A 20,911-nucleotide genomic window follows, 5' to 3' on the forward strand; every position below is an offset into this window, starting at 1 on the left:
TGACCTGTTTAGCACTCTGCCTTGCCGAGTGCAAGCACGATGCCGCGTCCGGGCCCGGCCCGCGCGCCCTGACCAGCACGGTCCGCCCGCCGGATCGGCCAAGTTCACCCGCCTGCCGGACGGCGGTCACCGGGCCACCGCACACCTGCCGCTCGGGTCCGTGACGGCCGCGCCGAACCGGCTCCGCGACCGTCACGGACCGGCAGGCAGACAGGCAGGGGAACTCGAGGCAGCCGTCGGGCTGCGGGCCCGGCGGGGCGCACCGGGCGGCGGGGCCAGGTGCGGCCAGGTGCGGCCGGGAACCGAGATACGGGCCGGACCCCCGCCCCCGATCGGCGCAAATTCAGAGAACGTGTGGTCATGGAGCGCCGAAAGGCCACAGATTCTCTGAATTTGCGCGGGCTGGCGGGGTACGGCCGGGGATCGAGGTACGGGGCGGGCCGCCAGCAGCAGGGCGGGCATCGGCAGGGACGTCGGCGGGGCTCGACTGGGCGCCGGGCGGGGTGGGCAGCCGTCTGCGCGGCGCAGCACACCTGCGCACCGGAGAACCCGCCCCGCGTCGAGACCCAGCCCCGCGTCGCTGTACCGCCCGGGGCCACCGCATCCGGCTGACGCGTCCGGCTGGGTGCCCGGTCGCCGTGGTCGCGGGCGGGTCGGCCCGGGCCCGCCCAGCCGCGGGCCCCGGACCTGGTCGGAGGGTCAGGCGACTACGCGGACCCGCTCGGCCTGTGGGCCCTTCTGCCCCTGGGCGATCTCGAACTCCACCCGCTGTCCGTCGTCCAGCGCCTTGTAGCCGTCCATCTCGATCGCGGAGAAGTGGACGAAGACGTCCTGCCCCCCGTCGACGGCGATGAAGCCGTAGCCCTTTTCGGCGTTGAACCACTTCACGGTGCCCTGTGCCACGGTGCACTTCCTCACGTCGCGCGGCCTGCCAACCCGGCTGGACGCCGGCACGAACCGGCGGCCCCGGACCACCGGCTCCGGGGTCGACGACGACCCCGAATTCAGTGACCAAAATCGCACGGTACACGAGCCGTCACTGAGGCGCACGACCGCAAATCAGGCAATATCGGACCGACCTCCACCCGGAGATACATAGGCGGGCGTCACTGGGGTAGGCATGCGGGATGACAGCAGGTTCCAGCCCGTCGGTCGCCGGGCGCCTCGCACCGGACGGGACGGTCGCTCCGGCCACGCAGGCGGCCGTCGTCCGCCGGGTGACCCCGAGGGACGCGGCCCGGATGCGCGCGCTGCGGCTGGAGATGCTCGCCGACGCCCCGCTGGCCTTCCTGGAGACCCTGGCGGACGCCGCCGCCCGCCCGCACGCCGACTACGCGGCCCGGATCGCCTCGGTCGCCGTCGGCCGGCACACCGCACAGTTCGTCGCCGACCCTGGCACCGACCGCCCCGGCGGTCCCGCCGGACGGTTCCTGGGGCACGCCGGCGGCACGGTCGCCCCGGACGAGCCGGGCCTGACCGTGGTGTACGCCGTCTACGTCACGCCGCAGCGGCGGGGCACCGGCCTGCTCGCGGAACTGGTCGACGCGGTGGCCGGCTGGTCCCGCGAGTGCGGCCGGCCGGAGCTGATGCTGGAGGTGGTGGTCGGCAACGACCGCGCCTACCGGGCGTATCAGAAGCTGGGCTTCGTCGACACGGGCGTCCGGGTCCCCCACCCGAGCGTTCCCGCCCTGCGCGAGCTCCAGATGCGCCGCCCGGCCTGAACACCCCGACCCGAGGGGTGTGGGCGCCCAGGGGCCCAGCCCGGCGCCCCGCGCGCCGAGAGGGCCCCTTCCCGCCCCGTCAGGCGGGGCGGCGGCTCTGCACGATGCGGAACCGGTTCGACACGTACGCGCCGTCGGTCAGGGCCGCGTTGGCGGCCGGGTTGGCGCCGCTGCCATGGAAGTCGGAGAACGCCGCCGACTGGTTCACGAAGACGCCGCCGGTCAGGTTGCACGACAGGTGCACCCCGGTGTCGACCGCAGCCGCCTCGGCGGTGTCCAGCACCGCCTCGTCGGTGGAGTAGACGGCCGCGGTCAGCGCCCCCTTCTCCCCCACCGTGGAGCGCAGGATCTCCAGGCCGTGCGCGGTGGAGTCGGTCGCGATGACGAACGAGATCGGCCCGAACCACTCCCGCGAGTACGTCCCGGTGTCGCCGGCCGCCAGCTTCACGATCGTCGGGGTGCGGACCACCGCGCCGGGGTAGGACGGGTGCTCGACGACCCGCGACTCCAGCACGGCCTCGCCGACTTTGGTGACCTCGTCGAGGCGCTCAAGCACCCCGTCGTTGACAATCGCCCCGGTCAGCTCGACGCCCCGGGCCGGGTCGGCGGTGATCTTGCCGACCGCCGCGGCGATCCCGGCGGCCACCTCGTCGAAGCTCTTGTGCCCCTGGTCGGTGTCGATCCCGTCGGACGGGATCAGCAGGTTCTGCGAGGTGGTGCACATCTGGCCGCTGTAGAGGGTCAGCGTGAAGCCCAGGTTGCGGCACATCCCGGCGAAGTCGTCGGTGGAGTCGATCACCACCGTGTTCAGGCCGGCCTTCTCGGTGTAGACCGTCGCCTGCCGGGCGTTGGCCTCCAGCCAGTCGCCGTACTCGGTGGAGCCGGTGAAGTCGACGATCTTCACGGCCGGGTGCAGGGCGAGCGTCGAGGCGAGCTTCTCGCCGGGGGCCTCGGGGGCGAGCAGCACCAGGTCGGGGTCGAAGCCGGCCTCGGCGAGCACCTCCCGGGCGTAGCGCACGGTGATGGCCAGCGGCAACACCGCGCGCGGGTGCGGCTTGACCACCACCGGGTTGCCGGTGACCAGCGAGGCGAACAGCCCCGGGTACGAGTTCCAGGTCGGGAAGGTGTTGCAGCCGATGACCAGGGCCACCCCGCGCGGCACCACGTGGAACGTCTTGGTCATCCGCAGCGGGTCGCCCTTGCCGGCGGGCTTCTCCCAGCCGGCCGTCCCCGGGTGCCGGGTCATCTCCGCGTACGCGTAGGCGATCGCCTCCAGCGCCCGGTCCAGCGCGTGCGTCCCGCCGGCCTGGAAGGCCATCACGAACGCCTGTCCGCTGGTGAACTGCACCGCGTTGGCCAGCTCGAAGACGTGCTTGTGCAACCGGTCGAGGATCTCCAGGCAGACCCCCGCCCGGGCCTGCGGGCCGGCGTCGCGCCAGGCCGGCAGCGCGGCGGAGGCTGCGGCGACCAGCTCGTCGGCGCCGGCATGCGGGTAACGGACGTTCAGCTCCAGCCCGAACGGGCTCGCCTCGGTGGCCACCCGGTCGCCGGCGCCCGGCTGGTCGAGCGGGAAGTCGCCGTTCAGGTACGCCTCGAAGGCCGCCTTGCCGTCGGCGGCGGCGGTCTCGCCGTACAACCGGGGGCTGGGTGATTCCGGGTAGGCGGACCAGTACCCACGCTCCGCGATCGCGGTCAGCGCACGGTTGAGGGTGTCGGCGTGCCTGTCGTGCAGGGGATGCGGGGTCTCCGTCATGCCAGCCATCATGCCCCAGCCGCGAACCGGACAGTAGGGGCCGGCGACCGCCGTCGGCGTGCCGGGACGTCGGCGAGGTGCAGGCCGGTGGTCGGCTCGTCGAGGACGCCGCCGCCCGGGCCGGCGCGGCGCTGAACAGCCGGGCGTCGCACCGGCGGGCCGGTCAGAGGGTGAGCTGCCAGTCGGTCCAGGCGTCGACGGGACGGAAGCCGAGCCGCTCGTTGATGGCGATCATGTGCCCGTTGGCAGCCGCGTTGAAGGTGTCCACGAAGCGCAGCTCCGGCTCGTGGGCGAGGGCGTACCGCAGGTTCTCCGCCTTCGCCAGCAGCCCGAGCCGGTGCCCCCGGTGTGCCGGGTCGACGATGGTGATCTGCTGGAACGCGTGCCACGACGCGCTGGGGCCGACGTCGAGCAGCGTCCAGGCGACCAGCCGGCCGGAGGCCACGTGCACCGCCCCATGGTGGTAGCAGCGGCGGCCCCGGACGTCGAGCGCCCGTTCCATGCCCCGCATCCGCTCGACGTCGATCCGCTCCGGCTCCCACTCCAGGTCCCCCAGTGGGGCGTCGGTCATCAGCCGGCCTTCGAGGTAGGCCACGTCGGCGACGTACTCCTCGGGGGCGGGCCCCCGCCAGCGGACGATGCGGTAGCCGGCGGCGGGCCGGGCGTCGGCGAGCAGCGCGTCGAGCGCGGCCGGATCGAGCCGGGCGGCGTCGAGCCGGCGGCGGACCTGGGCGAGCACCGGTCGCCCGCCCACCGCAGCGGCGAACGCTCCGCCGGCCCCGTCGCGGCCCGGCCCGTCGGGCAGGGCCGAGACGGCCATCCCGGCCACCCGCTTGCGCCCCCGCTCGCGCAGCACCCGCAGGCCGTGCTCGTGCAGCGCCCGGCCGACCCCGTGCCGGCGGTGCTCGGGGTCCACGAACAGGTCCACGGTGGCGTTGTCGGTGTTGTCGAGCTGCCGCAGGATCAGGCCGAGGTAGCCGGCCGGCACGCCGTCGCGGCGGGCGAGCGCCCAGACCGGCATCACGCCCGGCATCGGGTGGCGGAGCCCGGCCTCGAACCGCCGCCGGCACAGCGGCGGGAAGTCGGGGACGTCCGCAGCCTCGGCCGCCGCCCTGATCCGGTACGCCGCGTCGACGGCGCCCTGGTCGGCCGGGTCGACCGGCGTGATCGTGATGCCCATGGGCTGAGGGTGACCCGGGAAAGACGATCGGGCCAGCGAATTAATCGCTGGCCCGATCGGACGTGGTCGGGAGGGACGATCGCACAACGCCTTCGGCGTTGGGTCGCAAGAACTGAAAGTCTTCGGCGAAACGCCCTCCCGCACCGAGCATCTTGCGCCGTCCGGTTCCTGCCGTCAAGTCCCCGGCGGTGGGTTTCTCTCACCCACGGCAAAAAGTCCGTTACCCGGTGGATCCGCCTCATCCCCCGTCCGGTGGATCAACCCGTCCACCGGACGGTCGGGTCCGGAGCGGTGGGGTGCGGCATGCGGCGCTTCCGGGGCAGGCCAGGGGAAGGGCCGCATGCCGCACCAGGGTCGATGGAACAGTCAGCCGAGCAGGCCGGCGTCCCGGGCGGCGCGCAGCGAGGGCCTGATCCGGTGGGTCGGGCCGACCTGGCCGGCGATGGCGTCGATGGTCTTCAGCCCCTCGCCGGTGTTGAACACCACAGTCTCCGCCGCCGGGTCGAGCCGGCCGGACTCGACCAGCTTGCGCAGCACGGCCACGGTCACCCCGCCGGCCGTCTCGGCGAAGACCCCGGTGGTCCGGGCCAGCAGCCGGATGCCGTCGCGGATCTCGTCGTCGTCGGCGTACTCCATCCAGCCGTCGGTGCGTCGGACGGCCTCCAGCGCGTACAGGCCGGCGGCCGGGTCGCCGATGTTGAGCGATTTGGCGATGCCGGTCGGCCTGACCGGGGTGATGACGTCGGTGTCGGCGTGCAGGGCGGCGGCGATCGGGTTGCAGCCGGCGGACTGTGCGCCGAAGACCTTCCAGCCGCCGGCCGGGGCCTCGACGAGGCCGATCTCGACCAGCTCGCTGAACGCCTTGTCGATCTTGGTGAGCAGCTCGCCGCTGGCCATCGGGATGACCACCTGGGCCGGGATGCGCCAGCCGAGCTGCTCGGCCACCTCGTACCCGAGGGTCTTGGAGCCCTCGGCGTAGTACGGGCGGACGTTGACGTTGACGAACGCCGTGTCCTCGAACTCGTCGGTCTCCACCAGCTCGCCGCAGAGCCGGTTCACGTCGTCGTACGAGCCGTCGACGGCGACCAGCTCGCCCCCGTAGACGGCGGTGGTGACCACCTTGCCCGCCTCCAGGTCGCTGGGGATGAACACGACCGACGGGACCCCGGCGCGGGCCGCGTGCGCGGCGACGGAGTTGGCCAGGTTGCCGGTCGAGGCGCAGGCGAACCGGGTGAAGCCGAGCGCCCGGGCGGCGGTGAGGGCCACCGAGACCACCCGGTCCTTGAACGAGTGGGTGGGATTCGCGCTGTCGTCCTTGACCCAGAGCGGGGCGGTGATGCCCAGCTCGGCGGCGAGGTTGGGCGCGGCGACCAGCGGAGTCAGCCCCGGGTCGACGGTCACCCGGGTCGCCGGGTCCTGGCCGGCCGGGAGGAGGGCGGCGTACCGCCAGATGTTCTGCGGGCCGGCCTCGATCTGCTCGCGGGTCACCCGGGCCAGGGCGGCGGTGTCGTAGTCCACCTCAAGGGGGCCGAAACACTCGTAGCAGGCGTGCTGCGCGGCGAGCGGGTAGCGCGCGGTGCAGGCCCGGCAGACCAGGGCGCGGGCGGGGCTGGCGGTGGTGTCGATGCCGGACGCGGCGAGGGTCGACGTCATATCGAGGAGGTCCTCTCATCTTTCCCCGCATCGCACCTTGCGGCGGGGACGGAATTGGCACCTGTCCGCACCGCTCGTCGTCGAGCGCGCGGGTGGTTGCCGGGGCTTCGTCGGGCCGTATCCCTCTGCCCCTCTGGATGAGGTATTCAGTTGTGGGCACGAGTCTACGGCGGATCCCCCGCGCCGCCACCCGAGGTTCTCAGCGTGTGGGCCATTTCGCGGACGCAGATCAGTCACACCGTCACCGTCGGCGTCGGTGTGACCACCGCTCGGAAATTCGGCCCCAGTCGATGCAATGGGGGGTCCGCGTGCGGGGTGGCCTGGGGTTTCTACGCTCACCGCGTGACGTACCCCCCGATGCCCGGCATGCCCGGGCCACCGCCACCCCCGAAGTCCCGCGGACTCAGCCGGACGACCCGAACCGTGATCATCGTGGTCGCCGTGGTGGCACTGCTCTGCTGCGCCGGCGCGGCCGGCGGTGGCTTCTGGCTGTTCCGCACCGTGCAGGGCACCATCACCCCGGCCCGGGACGCCGCGACCGTGTACCTGGACGACGTGGAGGCGGGCAACTACCCGGCCGCGTACGCCCGGCTCTGCGAGCGCCTGCGCGGCCGGCAGACCGAGGCGGAGTTCACCCGGGCCCGGCAGGCCGAGCCACCCCTGGACGGGTACAAGGTCACCGACACCCAGGTGCACACCACCACCAACGGCGACACCAGCGCCGAGGTGACCATCAAGATCGCGGACCGGAACAGGGTCATCAACCTGGTCAAGGAGGGTGGCGACTGGCGGGTCTGCGGGGGCTGACCGGGTGGCCCCGCCGGTCGGGCCCCTGCGTCGACGGGCCCCGGCCGAGGCCTTGATCACCCGGGTGGCGCGGGGCCGCTACGGTGCGGGAAGCCCACCCCCCGAGAGAGGAACTGGCCGATGCGCCGGACCCTGCCCAGCCTCGCGATCCTCGCCCTGGCCTGCCTGTTGACCGCGGGTTGCGACCCCGGGGGGTCGACCTCCTCGGCGGGTACGACCTCCGCCCCGGCCGCCGACGACCCGGCCGCCCCGGCGGAGGACGGCCCGGAGCCGGCCCCGGCGACGACGGGCCCCGCCGCACCGCCGGAACCGACTGTCGCCAGCACCACCGCCGCGCCGCCGAAGCCCGCGCCGAAGAAGGTGCCCGCGCTGACCTGCAAGCAGCTCGCCGGTGCCCACGTCGGCAGCACCAAGGTCCCCTACCAGGGGTACGCCGACTACCTCCCGCTGTCCGAGGGCGTCTGGTCCGGCGAGGACGGTGCCACCGTCACCCTTCAGAAGCCCTGCGGGATCGGCGACCTCGACGGCGACGGCGCGGCGGACGCGGTCGGCGCGGTCACCCTGAACAGCGGGGGCAGCGGCACCTTCCACACGCTGGTGGTGTGGCGCAACGCCGACGGTGAGCCGGTCTACCGCAGCCTGGCCGAGCTGGACGACCGGACCCCGGTCGTCTCGATCACCGTGTCGGGCGGCAAGGCGAAGGTCGTCTGGCTGACCCGCTCCGCCGACCGCAGCATGGCCGAGCTGGACATCCGGCGCACCTCGTACTACCAGCTCTCCGGAACCACGTTCACCGAGGTCAGCCACACCGACGCGCCGTACAAGCCATAGCGGATCGCGCTGCCAGCGGGGCGATGTCCTCGCACTCCGGACACCGCCCCGCCGGCAGCGACGACGGGCCGTGGCACAGGAATAGCAGACCCCATTTCGGCCAGTTCTGCCACCAGGAAAGAACAGGCCCCGGTCGGCTGGGGAGCATGGGCACCCCGGAATGCCCCGCAGCCCTCTCCTCAGGAGAGGGCTGCGGCTGGGCAGCCGTCGGTGAGTGCGTCGATTGCCCGCTGGATTCGGTTGTCCGTCGTTGAGTCGGTCTGGCCGGTGAGTGCGACGTGGTGCAGCACGCCGACCACCGCCAATGCCAGTGCCTCAGTGTCGGCACCTGCGGGTACGCGCCCGAGTCTCTGCTCGGCGGCCAGGTAGCCGGCGATCGCACGCTCGATCCCCTGCAACCCGGAGATCCCGCTGCCCAGCGTGGCTTCGACGTTGGCCGCCAGCTCGGGCCGGAAGGCTGTCAGCCGGGTCAACGCCGTCAGCGTGCCCAGCGGCGTCGTCAGGACGGCTTGGTGCAGATTCCCGGCGACCGTGCCCGATCCGGCGCGTTCCGGCAGGTCGGCCACCGCGCCGGAGATGTGGAAGGCCCGGTCGATCGCGTATCCGGTCAGGAAGTCATCGAAGTTCGCGAAGTGTGCGTAGAGCAGCCCGGTCGCGACGCCGGCCTCGCGCGTCACAGCCCGGCCGGTGAGCCGGCTCAGCCCGTCTTGCGCGATCAACCGCTCGACGGCAGCGAAGAGTTGCTGTCTGAGCCCTGGGATGGCTACTCCGCGCGGCATGTCTTGAGTCTAGGCGGTGCCACCCGCCGCCGTTGCGCCAGGATGAGCAGTCGCTCATACTCGTTTGAACAGATGCTCATTCTTGGTTTCGGGGTGCTGGATGAAACATGCGGTGATCGTGGGTGCGGGCATAGCCGGGCTGGCCACCGCCCTACGGCTCGGACAGGACGGGTGGCACACCGTCGTGGTGGAACGCGCCCCGGCCCGCCGCAGCAGCGGCTACATGGTGAACCTGATCGGGCCGGGCTACGACGCCGCCGAACGCCTCGGCCTGCTCCCCGCGCTGTCCGCCCACGACCTGGGACTGTTCACCACCGTGCTGGTCCGCGCCGACGGACGACCCAAGTTCACCGTGCCGGCCACCATCGCCGAGGCAGCCCTCGACAAACGGGCCATGACGGTGTTTCGCGGTGACCTGGAGTCCAGGCTCTACGAAGCGGTGCGCGACCGTGCCGACATCCGCTTCGGCACCACCGTCACGTCCATCGACCAGGACACCGACCACGTGCGGGTGGCGCTGAGCGATGGCACCACCCAGCACGCCGACCTGTTGGTCGGTGCCGACGGAGTGCACTCCGCCACCCGTACCGCCGTGTTTGGCTCCGGCTTCCAGGTCGACCTCCCGTACCTCGTGGCCGCCTTCCCCCTGACCCACCCGGTGCCCGGGGTGCCCGAATCGTCCGCCACCACGTTCATCGGCCCGCGTCGCACAGCGGCAATCGTCAACCTGGGCCCGGAACGATCATCGGCGTTCTTCACGTACCGATGCGAAGACCCGGCCGCCGATCTCAGGCGCGGACCGGTGGACTCGCTCGGCGCGGCGTTCGGGGATCTGGACGGTGGCGTAACTGATGCGATCCGCCATCTCGGCAAGGACCCGACCAGCGCCTACTTCGACGCCGTCAGCCAGGTCGTCATGCCGAACTGGAGCACCGGCCGGGTCGTGCTACTCGGAGACGCGGCATGGTGCGTCACGCTCTTCGCCGGACACGGCGCGGCCCTCGCACTGGCCGGAGCCGACCAACTCGGCACCGCCCTGCAGCGGCACGACGACATCCCGGCGGCCCTGGCCGAGTGGGAGGCAGGGCTGCGCCCCGAAGCCACCAAACGACAGGCACTCGCCCGCCGGGGAATGCTCCAGTACGCGCCACCCAGCCGGTTCCACGTATGGATGAGCGACCTGACCATCCGGGCGATCACGCTCCCCGGCATCCGCGGCCTCGTCCGTCGAAGCATCGAACGCGCAAACCACTGAGACACAACGCCTCGGACGACGAAACGCCGTTCTCCATCCGGCTCACCGACGACAGTGGTGTCCTCCTCGGCGGAATCACCGGGTGGACCTGGGGCGGCTGCGGCGGCATCACCTCACTGTGGCTGGAATCGGAACAGCGAGGCCAAGGCTTGGGCAGCCGCCTGTTGATCGCCGCCGAGGACGAGATCCGACGGCGCGGCTGTGACCGGGCCGTCGTCGCGACCATGTCCTTCCAGGCGCCCGGCTTCTACCGACGGCACGGCTACCAGGAAGTCGGGCGTACGCCGGACATGCCGGACGGAACCGCGAAGCACCACTTCTACAAGCGGTTGAGCGCGGTGGATCCGGCAGATTCTGTGAACTCCTGACCACCCCGGCGCAGGTCGGCATGGAGACGACCTCCTGCGCTGCGCCGACCTGGGCACAGGCGTCAGCCGCCGGACCGGGCGTCGCTCCCTCGGCCGGACACCCCTCGGCCGGGCCTCGCTACCTTCGGACCGTCCAGCGGCCAACGTCGTCCACTGCGATGTGGCGCCACCGATCCCCATCTTCGACACACGGCCCGCCCGTCGGTGGGGCTCCACGATGTCGCACCACCGGTACCGCACCCGATTCTTGGACAGTTCTCGTCCACCGTGGACGAGAACTGTCCAAGAATCGCGATTTACCGAGCGCCGGCGGGTTGGTTTTTATGATCATCGAGGTGCGACGGCGGCACCTCGCCAGTTCGCGCGTACCCGCGTCTGGTGCGACGCCCGCATCGAGGGTTCCGACCGCTGCCCACGCCCGCCCGACCACGACGGCCCGTGCGAGCCGGACCCGGCGAATCCTGCTTGAGCGCAACGTGCCTGGCGGGCCAGCACTCTCCATGAACGTTTGCTGAGATTGGAGAAGACACCCGGCGTGTCGTCTCATTAATCATCAAACGATCAAGGTGCTGCGCCGACTCGTGGCCGGCAATCGGCCCGCTGCCGGCCGTCAGCTCGTGATGTCCTTGCGGGTGAAGCGCCAGAAGGCCAGCGACCAGAACAGGGTGGCGTAGGCGATCGCCGAGATGCAGCCGCGCACCACGTCGTCGGTCTGCACCGGCGTCGACAGCAGCCCCAGCCAGGCGTTGGCGTAGTGGGTGGGCAGGAACGCCCGGATCCCGCCGAGCGCGGTGATCTGGTCCAGGATGCTGGACAGGATCCAGAGCAGCACCGCACCGCCGACCGCGCCGAGCGCCGCGTCCGTGACGACCGAGAGCAGGAACGCCAGCCCGGCCACCGCCAGCAGGACGACCGCCAGGTAGCCGAGCACGGCCAGCAGCCGCAGCAGCCCCTCCCCCGGCTCCAACTGGGCCGACACCTGGCTGCTCAGCGGCTCCCAGCCGTACCGGAGGGTGCCGGCGAGCAGGGCGGTGCCGGCGAGCAGCAGCAGGGCCAGCCCCGAGTACGCGAGCGCGACCAGCAGCTTCACCGCGAGCAACCGGGCCCGGGGCACCGGGACGGCCAGCAGGTAGCGCAGGCTGCCCCAGCTCGCCTCGCTGGCCACCGTGTCGCCGCAGAACAGCGCCACCACCACGACCAGCAGGAACGACGCCGAGACCAGCAGCGCGAAGAGGGTGAAGTTCAGCCCGCCCGAGGTGGCCAGGTCGGACAGGCTGGCGAACTCGCCCCCGCCGTTGCGGTCGTCCTCGCCGGAGTCGAACTGGAACGCGATCAGGATGATCAACGGCAGCAGCACCATGAACCCGAGCGCGAGCTGGGTACGCCGCCGGGACGCCTGCCGGCGGAACTCCGCCGCGAACGGCAGGGTGGCCGAGGGGCGGTAGCCCGCCGCCGCGCCCACCGTGGAGGACGACTGCGTCATCACCGGTCCCCACTTCCCCGAGAGTTCTCGCCCACCAGGGCGAGGAACGCGTCCTCCAGGCGGCGGCGCGGCACCACCCGGTCCACCCCGATCCCGGCCCGGACCAGCTCCGCCACCACCTCGCTGCGGGCGGTGCCGTTGGTGTCCACCACCAGGTTCCCGTCGGAGTCCGGCAGCACCGTGACCCCGTCCAGCCGGCCCAGCACGTCGCGCGCGGCGGCCGGGTCGCTGACGTCGATCAACACGCTCGGCGACTCGCCGACGATGTCCTCGACCGGGCCGGACGCCACGATCCGCCCCTTGTTGACCACCACCGCGTGGGTGCAGGTCTGCTCCACCTCGGCGAGCAGGTGGCTGGAGACCAGCACCGCCCGCCCGTCGGTGGCGTAGCGCTGGAGCACCCGGCGCATCTCGGCGATCTGCGGCGGGTCCAGGCCGTCCGTCGGCTCGTCGAGCACCAGCAGCTCGGGCAGGCCGAGCATGGCCTGGGCGATGGCCAGCCGCTGCCGCATGCCGTGGCTGTACTTGCGGGTCTTGCGGTGCACCGAGTCGCCGAGCCCGGCGATCTCCAGCGCCTCGTCGAAGTGCGCGTCCGCCCAGGGCCGGCCGGTGGCCCGCCAGTACGCCTTGAGGTTGTCCAGGCCGGACAGGTGCGGCAGGAAGCCGGGGCCCTCGACCAGCGACCCGATCCGGGACAGCACCGGCGAGCCGGGGACCAGCCTGCGGCCGAAGACGTAGATCTCCCCGGCGGTCGGCTGGGTCAGCCCCATCAGCACCCGCAGCGTGGTGGTCTTGCCCGCGCCGTTGGGCCCGAGCAGGCCGACGACCTGGCCGGGGTGCACCTCGAAGTCGACGTTCGACACGGCGACGAAGCCGTCCGCGTACTCCTTGCGGAGTTGCCGGACGGCCAGCGGGACGCCCGCGTACTCGGGGTGGACCGAGCTGTCCTGGCGGCGGTGCCGGCGGCGGGCCAGCAGGACGACCGCGACGAGCCCGACGGCGATCGCGGCCAGCAGCCCGGCGAGCACCCAGCGCCAGACGACCGCCGTGGTGGGGATCGGCTCGCCGGCCACGGTGGGCAGCACGACCGGGCCGTCGCCGGCCGCCACGGTGTAGACGGTCGGCTCGGCCGGCGTGGTGTACGCCTGGTCGGTGGTGGCCACCGTGATCCGCAGCCGGTGCCCGGCCTCGATCCGGCGGACGATCGCCGGGAGCGTCACGGTGACCGGCGTCGCGGCCCCGACCTCCGCCGGCAGCCCGGTCAGCCGGACCGGGGCGACCAGCCCGTTCGGCAGGGTCGCCGCGCCGTCGGGGTCGACGTCGTAGAGCTTGACGAACAGCACCGCCTCCCCGGTGGGCGACGCCGCCCGGATCGAGAGGGTCGGCGAGCCGGCCACGTCCACCGCCTCGGCCAGCGGCTCCGACTCGAACCGGGCGTGCTGGCCGGGTACGTCGCCGGCCACCCCGTCCAGCAGCGAGCCGAGCGCGCCGGCGAACGGCACCGACGAGATGGCCGCCGGGTTGCCGTTCGGCGGGTTGGCGACGGGCTGGGCCGGGCCGGTCACCGCGACCTCGCGGCGCCCGTCGCCGGCCAGGCCGGGGTAGTCGGCGGTACGGAAGCCGGTGGCGACCAGGCCGCGGTCGAGGGCGTCGAAGCCGGCGATCCGCGAGTACGTGAAGTCGTCGCCGGGTGCCCCGCCCTCGCCCCTGACGTAGTGGTCCAGCCACTGGAGGGTCAGGTACTTCACCCGGTCGGAGTCGTTGCGCGGCCCCGCGCCGCCGTCGTGGCCGCCGGTGTACCAGGCGACCCGGACCGGGGTGCCGGCGGCGGCGATGCCGCGGGCGTTGGCGTCCGCCTCGGCGAGCGGGAAGAGGCTGTCCGCCTCGCCCTGCACCAGCAGGGTCGGCGCCTTGATCTTCTCCAGCACGCCGGCCGGGCTGGACCGGCGCAGCAGGTCCACGTCGGCCTGTTCGGCCTGCCCGGTGGTGGCGATCCGCAGGTACGCGGCGCAGACGTCGGCGGCGAACCGGCCGCAGGCCGGGTCGGCCGCGCCCGCCGGGGTGCGCCCGGAGCCGGTGCCCGGCCCCGAGCCCGGTGCCGGGCTGGGCGGCCCGGCCGAGGCGGGGGCGCCCTCCGGCTCGGCGGCCGAGGTGCCGGAGAGCCCTGCGGGGCCGGAGCCGGCGTTGCCACCGCCGCCGAAGAAGATCCCGGCCCAGCCCTTCTTGAACACGCCGGAGGTGGCGTCCTTGCCGGTGCTCTCGGGCAGGAACGCGCGGGACAGGTCGTTCCAGGTGATCATGGGGACGATCGCGTCGACCCGCTGGTCCTGGGCGGCCAGCAGCAGGGCCAGGCCGCCGCCGTACGAGCCGCCGACCACGCCGACCCGGGGGTCACCGGGGGCGTCGGTGCGCACCTCCGGGCGGGCGGCCAGCCAGTCCAGCAGCCGCTCGCCGTCCCGCACCTCGTGGTCGGGGCTGTCCAGGTGGATCTGGCCGCCGCTACGGCCGAAGCCCCGGGCGGTCCAGGCGAGCACCGCGTACCCCTGGGCGGCAAGGTCCTCGGCGTCGGACCGGACCGACTCCTTGGTGCCGCCGAAGCCGTGCGCGAGCAGCACCGCGGGCACCTTGCGGCCGGCCGACGCGTCGTCCGGCAGGTAGAACGTGGTGTCCAGGTCCACCGGCTCGTCGCCGGCCGGCCCGGACCGGACGGTGACCAGGGCGGACTCGGTGCGGAAGCCGGCCTCGTCGGACCGGGTCACCCACACCACGACGGCGGCCACCAGCACGGCCGCCACCGACCCGGCGACGATCCGGCGGCGGCGGGTGCCCAGGGCCCGTCGGACCGGCGCGGCCCGCAACGGCGATCTCATGGGGCACAACGGTACGGGGCCGTTCCTGACCGTTGGCTGAGATCCTCCGTACGTCCGTCCGGTGAGGCCGATCGGCTGCCGGATCGGATCGACCGCGCAGGGTCCGGCGCGGCCCAGTGAGTTGAATTCGGATCACGTGAATTCCGATGTTCCTCCCAAAATCACATCCGATCCATCTATGTCAACCGAGCTATCGACACCAGGAGTGCAACCGATGCGCACACGGCGTGATGTCGCTCGAAGTGACGCAAAACTGACCGCCCGGCGGCTCTGCATGCCCTGCCTGGTCGGTTAGTTTTCCGGTCCGGTGAGCGGGACTGCATCGGCGACCCCCGACACCTGCCCGTCCACCACCGCCGTCGCCGGAGGAGCCACCCATGACCGTCCCCCCGGAGCGGGTCCCCCGGCGGCCCGCCCTCGCGGGTCGCGTGCTGCCGCTGCTGCTCGTCGTGGCGCTGCTCGCGCCGGTGGTGTTCCTCTTCGCCCAGCAGCGGCGGCTCACCGAGGACGACCGGGGGCTGGCGGTCCGCGAGCGGATGGGCGTGGAGTACCTGCGGGCCCTCGGCCCCGTCACCCTGGCCCTGGTCGACGCCCAGTCCGCCGCCGTCGCCGGGCGGACCGCGTCCCGCGAGGCGCTGACCCGGGCGGTGGAGGACGCCGCCTCGGTGGACACCCGCATCGGCGACCAGCTACGCACCCACGACCGGTGGACCGGGCTGCGGGCCAAGCTGGAGGCACTGCCCGACCGGGCGCTGACCGACCCGGAGGCGGCCTTCGTCGCGTACGGCGAGGTCACCGACCTGCTGCTGGCCCTGCACCGCAAGGTGCGGGAGGGATCCGGGCTGATGCGGGACCCGCAGTCGGACTCGTTCTTCCTCCAGGACGCCGTCAGCGAGGAGCTGCCCGAGGCCCTCGTGACCGCCGGCCGCCTCGCCGACCTGGCCACCCTCGCCGCCCGCCGCCCGGCCGCCGAGCAGCTCCGCACCGGGCCCGAGCTGGCCGGCCTGCGGGTGGCCGCCCTCACTCCCGCCACCGACCTGGTCGCCGACCTGCGCGCGGCGGTCGACAGCACGGAGAGCACCAAACTCGGCGCCAACGTGCTCGCCCCGCTCGACAGTTACCAGCGGGCCGTCGAGCGGCTCGCCGCGCTCTCCGCCCCGACCGACCCGCCCCAGGCCGGGGGCGCCCCGGGGGCGGGCGGGCCGACCGAGCTCACCGCCGCCCGGAACAACGCGCAGAGCGCCGCCAGGCAGCTCCAGCCGGTCATCCTCGACGAGCTGGACGTGCTGCTGCGGGAACGGATCGACCGGCTCGACCGGGAGCGGTGGCTGGCCGGGACGGCTGCCGGGGTGGCCGTCCTGCTGGTCGCCGCGCTCGGGGCGGTGCTGCTCGCCGCGTACCGTCGGGCCGTCGGGGAGCACCGGGCCGACGAGGACTCCGGCGCGGCACCCGGCGGCACCGGCTGGGAACTGCCGGGCGAGCCCCGAGGGCTTGCCCCGCTCGGCACGCTCGCCCCGGCCGAGCCCCGGACGCTCCAGCCGGCCGGGCGGGGCCCCGCCGGCACCGAACGGTGGGGGCCCTTCGATGCTGCTCGGTAGGCTCCGCATCCGGGGCAAGCTCGCCCTGCTGGTGATCATTCCGCTGCTCAGCATGGTCGGGCTCGCCGTGCCGGTGGTGCTCGACCGGATCGCCACCGCCGGGCGGGCCGCGGACACCGCCGAGAGCGTCCGGATGGCCAGCCGGGTCGGCACCCTGGTGCAGGGCATCCAGCAGGAGCGCCTGCTCTCGGTCGGGCTGTTGCTCGGCCGGGTCACCCGCACCGAGCTGATCCAGTCGTCGGCCACCGTGGACGACCTGGTCGCCGACCTGCGCGCCGAACTCGGCGACCAGCTCCCCGCCCCGGTCGCCACCGCCCTGGACGGGGTGCGGCGGCTGGCCGACCTGCGTACCGCCGTGCTGGCCGGCCGGGCCACCCCGGCGCAGGTCATGGAGACCTTCGGCCCGGTCTCCATGACGCTGATCGACTCGCTGCGGCTGCCCTGGCAGGTCGACACGACCACCACGATCGGCCAGCAGGTGCTGGCCCTGGACTCGCTGCTGCGCACCGACGAGTCGATCGGGGCGTGCGCCACCCTGATCGTCCTGGTCCGCGCCGCCGGCGGCCCGGAGGTCTCCGCCAGCTACCTCGCCTGCATGGCCAGGCTCAACGTGAACAACGAGCGGTTCCGCAGCCTGATCACCCCGGAGCAGCGCGAGCTCGCCCGGCTCGACGACGCGGCGGTGGCCGCCCGGACCAGCCCGGCGTTCCTCGCCCACAGCGCGCGGGATCCCGTCGCCGCGATCTCCATGATCCCGCTGGACACGCTCTTCCCGTCGGTCCGCTCGCTGATCACCCTCGGCCAGTTCGTCGAGAAGAAGATCATCGCGGACGTCACCACGCAGGTACGGGCCGAACAGCGGCGGGCGCTCATCGCCGCCTGGCTGGTCGGCGACGTGGCGTTCGCCATCCTGCTGGTCGTGGTGCTGCTCAGCGTGGCGGTGGCCCGGACGGTGGCCCGCCCGCTGACCCGGCTCACCCACAGCGCCGATCGGGTCGCCCGGGCCGCCGAGGCCGAGCTGGTCCGGATCGCCGACGACGAGAGCGAGAGCGTCCCGCCGATCCGCCTCGACCCGGTCGACGTCCGGGGGCAGGACGAGGTCGGCGACCTGGCCCGCGCGTTCGAGCGGGTGCAGGCCACCGCGGCGCGGCTGGTGGAGCGGCAGGTCGCCGGGCGGCGCAACGTGGCGCAGATGTTCGGGCATGTGGGACGCCGCACGCAGAACCTGGTGGGCCGGCAGCTCGCGCTCATCGACCAGCTGGAACGGCAGGAGACCGACCCGACCCGGCTGGAGCACCTGTACCGCCTCGACCACGTCTCCAGCCGGCTGCGCCGCAACGCCGGCAGCCTCGTCGTGCTCTCCGGGTCGACCGACGCCGACGGGCACGTCGCCCCGGTGCCGCTGGCCGACGCGGTACGCCTCGCCCTCGGCGAGATCGAGGACTACACCCGGGTCGACGTGCAGGTCCCGCCCGGCGTGTCCGCGGCGCCGGCGATCGTCGGCGACCTGGTGCTGGCGGCTGCGGAGCTGATGGAGAACGCCACCGTCTTCTCCCCGCCGCACACCCGGGTGACGGTCGCCGCCGCGCCGACCGAGGGCGGGGTCCGGCTGTCGGTGGTGGACCGGGGCATCGGGATGACCGAGGAGCGGCTGGCCGAGGCGAACGCCCGGTTCACCCACCGGGAGCGGCTCGACCTCGCCCCGACCGAGGTGCTCGGCCTGTTCGTGGTGGGCCGGCTGGCCCGCCGGCACGGGTGGACCGTGGACCTCGTCCCGACCGTCGGCGGCGGGGTCACCGCCCGGCTGGAGATCCCGGCGGTGCTGCTGGTCGTCCCGCCCGCCGCCCGGGCGGGGGCCAACGTGGCCCGGGCGTCGGTGCCGGACCGGGACCGGCGGACCATCCCCGCCCGGCCGGGGCCGATCGGCCCCGGGCGGGCCCTGGCCGCCGTCGCCGCGTCGCCCCACCCGACGGTCGAGGCCGACCTGCTCGACCCGACGGCACCGACCGGGTTCGACCCCGGGCTGCTCAGCCGGGCCACCCGGTCCATGGAGTCCGGCGAACCCTGGAACGCCTTCGGCGCCGGCGTGCCCATCCGGGCCGCCGGGCCGGGCCCGACCGGAGCTCTCGCCGCCGGCCCGCCGCCACCCGTGATCACCCCGCCGACCGCCGACGTCACGCCGGTCGCGTCCGGTGCCGCCGCTCCCCCGGCGGCCTCCGGCGCGGCCCGGCCGCCCCATGACGGCGCGGCGGTCGGCGGGGCCGGCCCCGCCGATGTGCCGCCGCTGCCCGTGCGGACCCGGGGCACGTCCTTCCCCGCCGGGCCGCTGCTCGGCGGGCCGCTGCTCGGCGGGCCCGGCGACCGGACCGCCCCGCCGGCCGGGCCGACGCCCCGGGCGGGGGCGGGCGTCGGGTCGGCCCCGCCGGTCGCCGGGTCGGGTGGATCGGTGGCGGGCGCGCTGCGCGGCGGCTCGGGCATCCGGCAGCGCATCCCCGGGGCGAGCCTGCCCCGCACCGGGCCGGTGGCCGGCCCGGTGGACGCGTCCGCCGCCGACCCGGCCGCTGCCCGCGCCCTGGTCGAGGAGTTCGAGGCCGGGGTACGCCGGGCGGGACTGCGGGGCCCGACCGGCGACCCGGCCGAGGCTGACGCGCCGCCGACCCCGCACCGGCTGAGCCGGCGGGTCCCCGGCGCCAACCTGACCGTCTCGCCGCCCCGGCCCCTGCCGGTCACCGACCCCGGCGACCCGGCCGAGGTGCGGGACCTGATCAACCAGTTCGAGGCGGGCGTCGCCCGTGCTCTGCGCGAAGTCCGTCCAGCCCGTTGCTATGAAGAGGGATCAACACGGTGACCAGCCCGTTCCTGCACGACAACGTCGAGCACCAGAACCACTCCGGCGCCGGGGACCTCAGCCCAGAGGCCCGGACGTTCAACTGGCTGCTGGACTCGTTCACCTCCGGCACCGCCGGGGTGATGGAGGCGATCGCGGTCTCCTCCGACGGACTGCTGATGGCCATGTCGGCGATCAAGGACCGGTCGAACGCCGAACGCCTCGCCGCCGTGGTCTCCGGCATGACGAGCCTCGCCGGCGGCGCGGCCAGCTGGTACGCCCTCGGTGGGTTGAACCGGGTGATCGTCGACATGACGGAGGGCTACCTGTTGATCAGCGCGATCAGCAGCGGATCCGTGCTCGGGGTGGTCGCCGACCGGTCGGCGAACCTCGGCACCGTGGCGTACGAGATGACTCTCTTCGCCGGGCGGGCCGGCGGCGCCCTCACCCCGCGACTGATCGTCGAGCTGAAGAACGCCGTCCAGCAATGAGTTCGGACGCCCCCGGCAACGGGCCGGATCCGGAACCCGTGGTCCGGATCCGGCCCTACCTGCGGGCGTCGTCCCCGGGCGGCGACGGCAGGCCGGGCGGCGTCCCCGACGCGCCGGCCGAGCCGGAGCCGGAGCGGCCGGCCGGTCCGCGCCCGTTCGTGCTGACCGCCGGCCGGGTGGCCGGGGCGGACCCGGCGATCGGGCTGGAGACCCAGGTGACCGCCCGGGCCGAGGCCGGAGGGTGGATCGCCGCGCCCGCGTCCCGGCTCGCCCCGGAACTCCAGGCGATCATCGCGCTCTGCGGCGAGCCGATCTCGGTCGCCGAGATTTCGGCCCGGACCCGCATGCACTTCGGCGTCACCCGGGTCCTGGTCGGCGACCTGCGGGGCGCCGGCCACCTCGACGTGCACGTCGGCACGGCCGAGGACGCCCTTGACCCCGACATCATCCTGCGAGTGATTGATGGACTCCGTGCGATCTCCTGAATGGCCGGCGGCCCCGCTCGGCGGGCTCGCCGCCAACAGCGCCACCACCCGCTACGGCACTCCGGTGGGCACCGCACCGGCCACCGGGCGTGCCACCCCGCCGGCCCCGCCGCCGACGGCCCCACTGCCGACAGCTCCGCCGCCGATGGCCCCACCGCCGCCGTACCGGCCGCCGGCCGGGCCGCAGCACGCCGCGCCGGACCGCAGTCCCGGCCGGGTCGCCCCACCGATCCCGGTCAAGATCCTCATTGCCGGCGGGTTCGGGGTCGGTAAGACCACCACGGTCGGGGCCATCTCCGAGATCACGCCGCTGACCACCGAGGCGGAGATGACCAGCGTCGGGATCGGCGTCGACGACCCGGGCGGGCGGTCCGGCAAGACCACCACCACGGTGGCGATGGACTTCGGCTGCGTGACGATCGACCGCAGCCTCAAGCTCTACCTCTTCGGCACCCCCGGCCAGGCCCGGTTCGGATTCATGTGGGACGACCTGGCCCGGGGAGCGCTGGGCGCGCTGGTCGTGGTGGACAGCACCCGGCTGGACGACTGCTATCCGGCGATCGACTTCTTCGAGCGGGCCGGGTTGCCGTTCGTCGTCGGGGTGAACGCCTTCGACGGCCAGCTGGCCCTGGACCTCGCCTCGGTCCGGTGGGCCCTGGCCATCGGCGACCAGGTGCCCCTGATCCGGTTCGACGCCCGGGACCGGCTCTCGGTGCGGGACGCCCTGCTGGTCGTCCTGGACCGGACGCTGGACCGGGCCACCCGGGAGGCACGGGACTGAACGAGCCCTGCCTCGGGGTCCGATTCACC

At 73.7% G+C, this 20,911-nt stretch carries 17 protein-coding genes and 1 riboswitch; of the genes, 10 read left to right on the forward strand and 7 right to left on the reverse strand.

From position 1 onward, the window contains the following. Positions 1-699: 699 nt before the first annotated feature. Positions 700-903, reverse strand: a complete 204-nt coding sequence (locus OG617_RS11410) for a cold-shock protein (RefSeq protein ID WP_007073263.1) — start codon at positions 901-903, stop codon at positions 700-702. 338 nt (positions 904-1,241) lie between these two features. Between OG617_RS11410 and OG617_RS11415 the strand changes: the two genes are divergently transcribed. Beyond that, a complete protein-coding gene (locus OG617_RS11415; protein WP_405103632.1) occupies positions 1,242-1,721 on the forward strand; it encodes a GNAT family N-acetyltransferase in 480 nt (159 codons plus the stop codon). A 79-nt stretch (positions 1,722-1,800) separates the two neighbouring features. On the opposite strand, the gene paaN is transcribed toward OG617_RS11415, so the two are convergent. The 3 genes from paaN to thrC all read right to left on the reverse strand — a co-directional run bounded on the left by paaN (position 1,801) and on the right by thrC (position 6,307). Next, positions 1,801-3,474, reverse strand: a complete 1,674-nt coding sequence (paaN, locus tag OG617_RS11420) for a phenylacetic acid degradation protein PaaN (protein WP_405101109.1) — start codon at positions 3,472-3,474, stop codon at positions 1,801-1,803. Positions 3,475-3,637: 163 nt separating this feature from the next. Further along, complete coding sequence (locus OG617_RS11425) at positions 3,638-4,654, reverse strand: GNAT family N-acetyltransferase (protein WP_405101111.1); 1,017 nt, start codon at positions 4,652-4,654, stop codon at positions 3,638-3,640. A 366-nt stretch (positions 4,655-5,020) separates the two neighbouring features. Then, the gene (thrC, locus tag OG617_RS11430) at positions 5,021-6,307 is read right to left on the reverse strand and encodes a threonine synthase (protein WP_405101112.1); all 1,287 of its coding nucleotides are present in this window, start codon (positions 6,305-6,307) and stop codon (positions 5,021-5,023) included. Positions 6,308-6,319: 12 nt separating this feature from the next. Then, positions 6,320-6,451: riboswitch (SAM riboswitch) on the reverse strand. A 198-nt stretch (positions 6,452-6,649) separates the two neighbouring features. On the opposite strand from thrC, the gene OG617_RS11435 reads away from it, so the two are divergent. Further along, positions 6,650-7,114 (forward strand): hypothetical protein, encoded by a 465-nt coding sequence (locus OG617_RS11435; RefSeq protein ID WP_405101113.1) that lies wholly within the window; start codon positions 6,650-6,652, stop codon positions 7,112-7,114. A 120-nt stretch (positions 7,115-7,234) separates the two neighbouring features. Then, on the forward strand, positions 7,235-7,945 hold the full coding sequence (locus OG617_RS11440; RefSeq protein ID WP_405101115.1) for a hypothetical protein: 711 nt from the start codon (positions 7,235-7,237) through the stop codon (positions 7,943-7,945). A gap of 179 nt (positions 7,946-8,124) precedes the next feature. Here the strand turns inward: OG617_RS11440 and OG617_RS11445 are convergent, their stop codons facing one another. Further along, on the reverse strand, positions 8,125-8,724 hold the full coding sequence (locus OG617_RS11445; protein ID WP_405101117.1) for a TetR/AcrR family transcriptional regulator: 600 nt from the start codon (positions 8,722-8,724) through the stop codon (positions 8,125-8,127). A 100-nt stretch (positions 8,725-8,824) separates the two neighbouring features. Between OG617_RS11445 and OG617_RS11450 the strand changes: the two genes are divergently transcribed. Both OG617_RS11450 and OG617_RS11455 read left to right on the forward strand, forming a co-directional pair. Further along, entirely contained in the window at positions 8,825-9,979 is a 1,155-nt protein-coding gene (locus OG617_RS11450; protein ID WP_405101119.1) for an FAD-dependent oxidoreductase, read from the forward strand. Beyond that, a complete protein-coding gene (locus tag OG617_RS11455) occupies positions 9,892-10,347 on the forward strand; it encodes a GNAT family N-acetyltransferase (RefSeq protein WP_405101121.1) in 456 nt (151 codons plus the stop codon). The genes OG617_RS11450 and OG617_RS11455 overlap by 88 nt, the downstream gene beginning before the upstream one ends. A gap of 610 nt (positions 10,348-10,957) precedes the next feature. On the opposite strand, the gene OG617_RS11460 is transcribed toward OG617_RS11455, so the two are convergent. Both OG617_RS11460 and OG617_RS11465 read right to left on the reverse strand, forming a co-directional pair. Continuing rightward, on the reverse strand, positions 10,958-11,830 hold the full coding sequence (locus OG617_RS11460) for an ABC transporter permease (RefSeq protein ID WP_405101123.1): 873 nt from the start codon (positions 11,828-11,830) through the stop codon (positions 10,958-10,960). After that, a complete protein-coding gene (locus OG617_RS11465) occupies positions 11,830-14,700 on the reverse strand; it encodes an alpha/beta fold hydrolase (protein ID WP_405101125.1) in 2,871 nt (956 codons plus the stop codon). The genes OG617_RS11460 and OG617_RS11465 overlap by 1 nt, the downstream gene beginning before the upstream one ends. Before the next feature lie 377 nt (positions 14,701-15,077). On the opposite strand from OG617_RS11465, the gene OG617_RS11470 reads away from it, so the two are divergent. The 5 genes from OG617_RS11470 to OG617_RS11490 are packed head-to-tail and all read left to right on the forward strand — an operon-like array spanning position 15,078 to position 20,882. Next, positions 15,078-16,298, forward strand: a complete 1,221-nt coding sequence (locus OG617_RS11470) for a hypothetical protein (RefSeq protein WP_405101127.1) — start codon at positions 15,078-15,080, stop codon at positions 16,296-16,298. Then, complete coding sequence (locus OG617_RS11475) at positions 16,285-19,146, forward strand: nitrate- and nitrite sensing domain-containing protein (RefSeq protein ID WP_405101129.1); 2,862 nt, start codon at positions 16,285-16,287, stop codon at positions 19,144-19,146. Before OG617_RS11470 ends, OG617_RS11475 begins: the two co-directional genes overlap by 14 nt. Next, complete coding sequence (locus OG617_RS11480) at positions 19,143-19,616, forward strand: roadblock/LC7 domain-containing protein (RefSeq protein WP_405101131.1); 474 nt, start codon at positions 19,143-19,145, stop codon at positions 19,614-19,616. Before OG617_RS11475 ends, OG617_RS11480 begins: the two co-directional genes overlap by 4 nt. Continuing rightward, positions 19,613-20,101 (forward strand): DUF742 domain-containing protein, encoded by a 489-nt coding sequence (locus OG617_RS11485; RefSeq protein ID WP_405101133.1) that lies wholly within the window; start codon positions 19,613-19,615, stop codon positions 20,099-20,101. The genes OG617_RS11480 and OG617_RS11485 overlap by 4 nt, the downstream gene beginning before the upstream one ends. Next, a complete protein-coding gene (locus OG617_RS11490; protein WP_405101135.1) occupies positions 20,079-20,882 on the forward strand; it encodes a GTP-binding protein in 804 nt (267 codons plus the stop codon). Before OG617_RS11485 ends, OG617_RS11490 begins: the two co-directional genes overlap by 23 nt. Positions 20,883-20,911: the final 29 nt, after the last annotated feature.

Origin of the sequence: Micromonospora sp. NBC_01412, from assembly GCF_045040215.1 — a bacterium.
GTDB classification, from domain to species: Bacteria; Actinomycetota; Actinomycetes; order Mycobacteriales; family Micromonosporaceae; genus Micromonospora; species Micromonospora rubida.

What these genes read in the sequence shown, in the direction of transcription:
- OG617_RS11440 (WP_405101115.1), top strand. Translation starts at nt 7,235, where the DNA reads ATGCGCCGGACCCTGCCCAGCCTCGCGATCCTCGCCCTGGCCTGCCTG.
- OG617_RS11415 (WP_405103632.1), top strand. Translation starts at nt 1,242, where the DNA reads ATGCGCGCGCTGCGGCTGGAGATGCTCGCCGACGCCCCGCTGGCCTTC.
- OG617_RS11465 (WP_405101125.1), bottom strand. Translation starts at nt 14,700, where the DNA reads ATGAGATCGCCGTTGCGGGCCGCGCCGGTCCGACGGGCCCTGGGCACC.
- thrC (WP_405101112.1), bottom strand. Translation starts at nt 6,307, where the DNA reads ATGACGTCGACCCTCGCCGCGTCCGGCATCGACACCACCGCCAGCCCC.
- OG617_RS11460 (WP_405101123.1), bottom strand. Translation starts at nt 11,830, where the DNA reads ATGACGCAGTCGTCCTCCACGGTGGGCGCGGCGGCGGGCTACCGCCCC.
- OG617_RS11445 (WP_405101117.1), bottom strand. Translation starts at nt 8,724, where the DNA reads ATGCCGCGCGGAGTAGCCATCCCAGGGCTCAGACAGCAACTCTTCGCT.
- OG617_RS11425 (WP_405101111.1), bottom strand. Translation starts at nt 4,654, where the DNA reads ATGGGCATCACGATCACGCCGGTCGACCCGGCCGACCAGGGCGCCGTC.
- OG617_RS11450 (WP_405101119.1), top strand. Translation starts at nt 8,825, where the DNA reads ATGAAACATGCGGTGATCGTGGGTGCGGGCATAGCCGGGCTGGCCACC.
- OG617_RS11475 (WP_405101129.1), top strand. Translation starts at nt 16,285, where the DNA reads ATGCTGCTCGGTAGGCTCCGCATCCGGGGCAAGCTCGCCCTGCTGGTG.
- paaN (WP_405101109.1), bottom strand. Translation starts at nt 3,474, where the DNA reads ATGACGGAGACCCCGCATCCCCTGCACGACAGGCACGCCGACACCCTC.
- OG617_RS11455 (WP_405101121.1), top strand. Translation starts at nt 9,892, where the DNA reads ATGGATGAGCGACCTGACCATCCGGGCGATCACGCTCCCCGGCATCCG.
- OG617_RS11485 (WP_405101133.1), top strand. Translation starts at nt 19,613, where the DNA reads ATGAGTTCGGACGCCCCCGGCAACGGGCCGGATCCGGAACCCGTGGTC.
- OG617_RS11470 (WP_405101127.1), top strand. Translation starts at nt 15,078, where the DNA reads ATGACCGTCCCCCCGGAGCGGGTCCCCCGGCGGCCCGCCCTCGCGGGT.
- OG617_RS11490 (WP_405101135.1), top strand. Translation starts at nt 20,079, where the DNA reads ATGGACTCCGTGCGATCTCCTGAATGGCCGGCGGCCCCGCTCGGCGGG.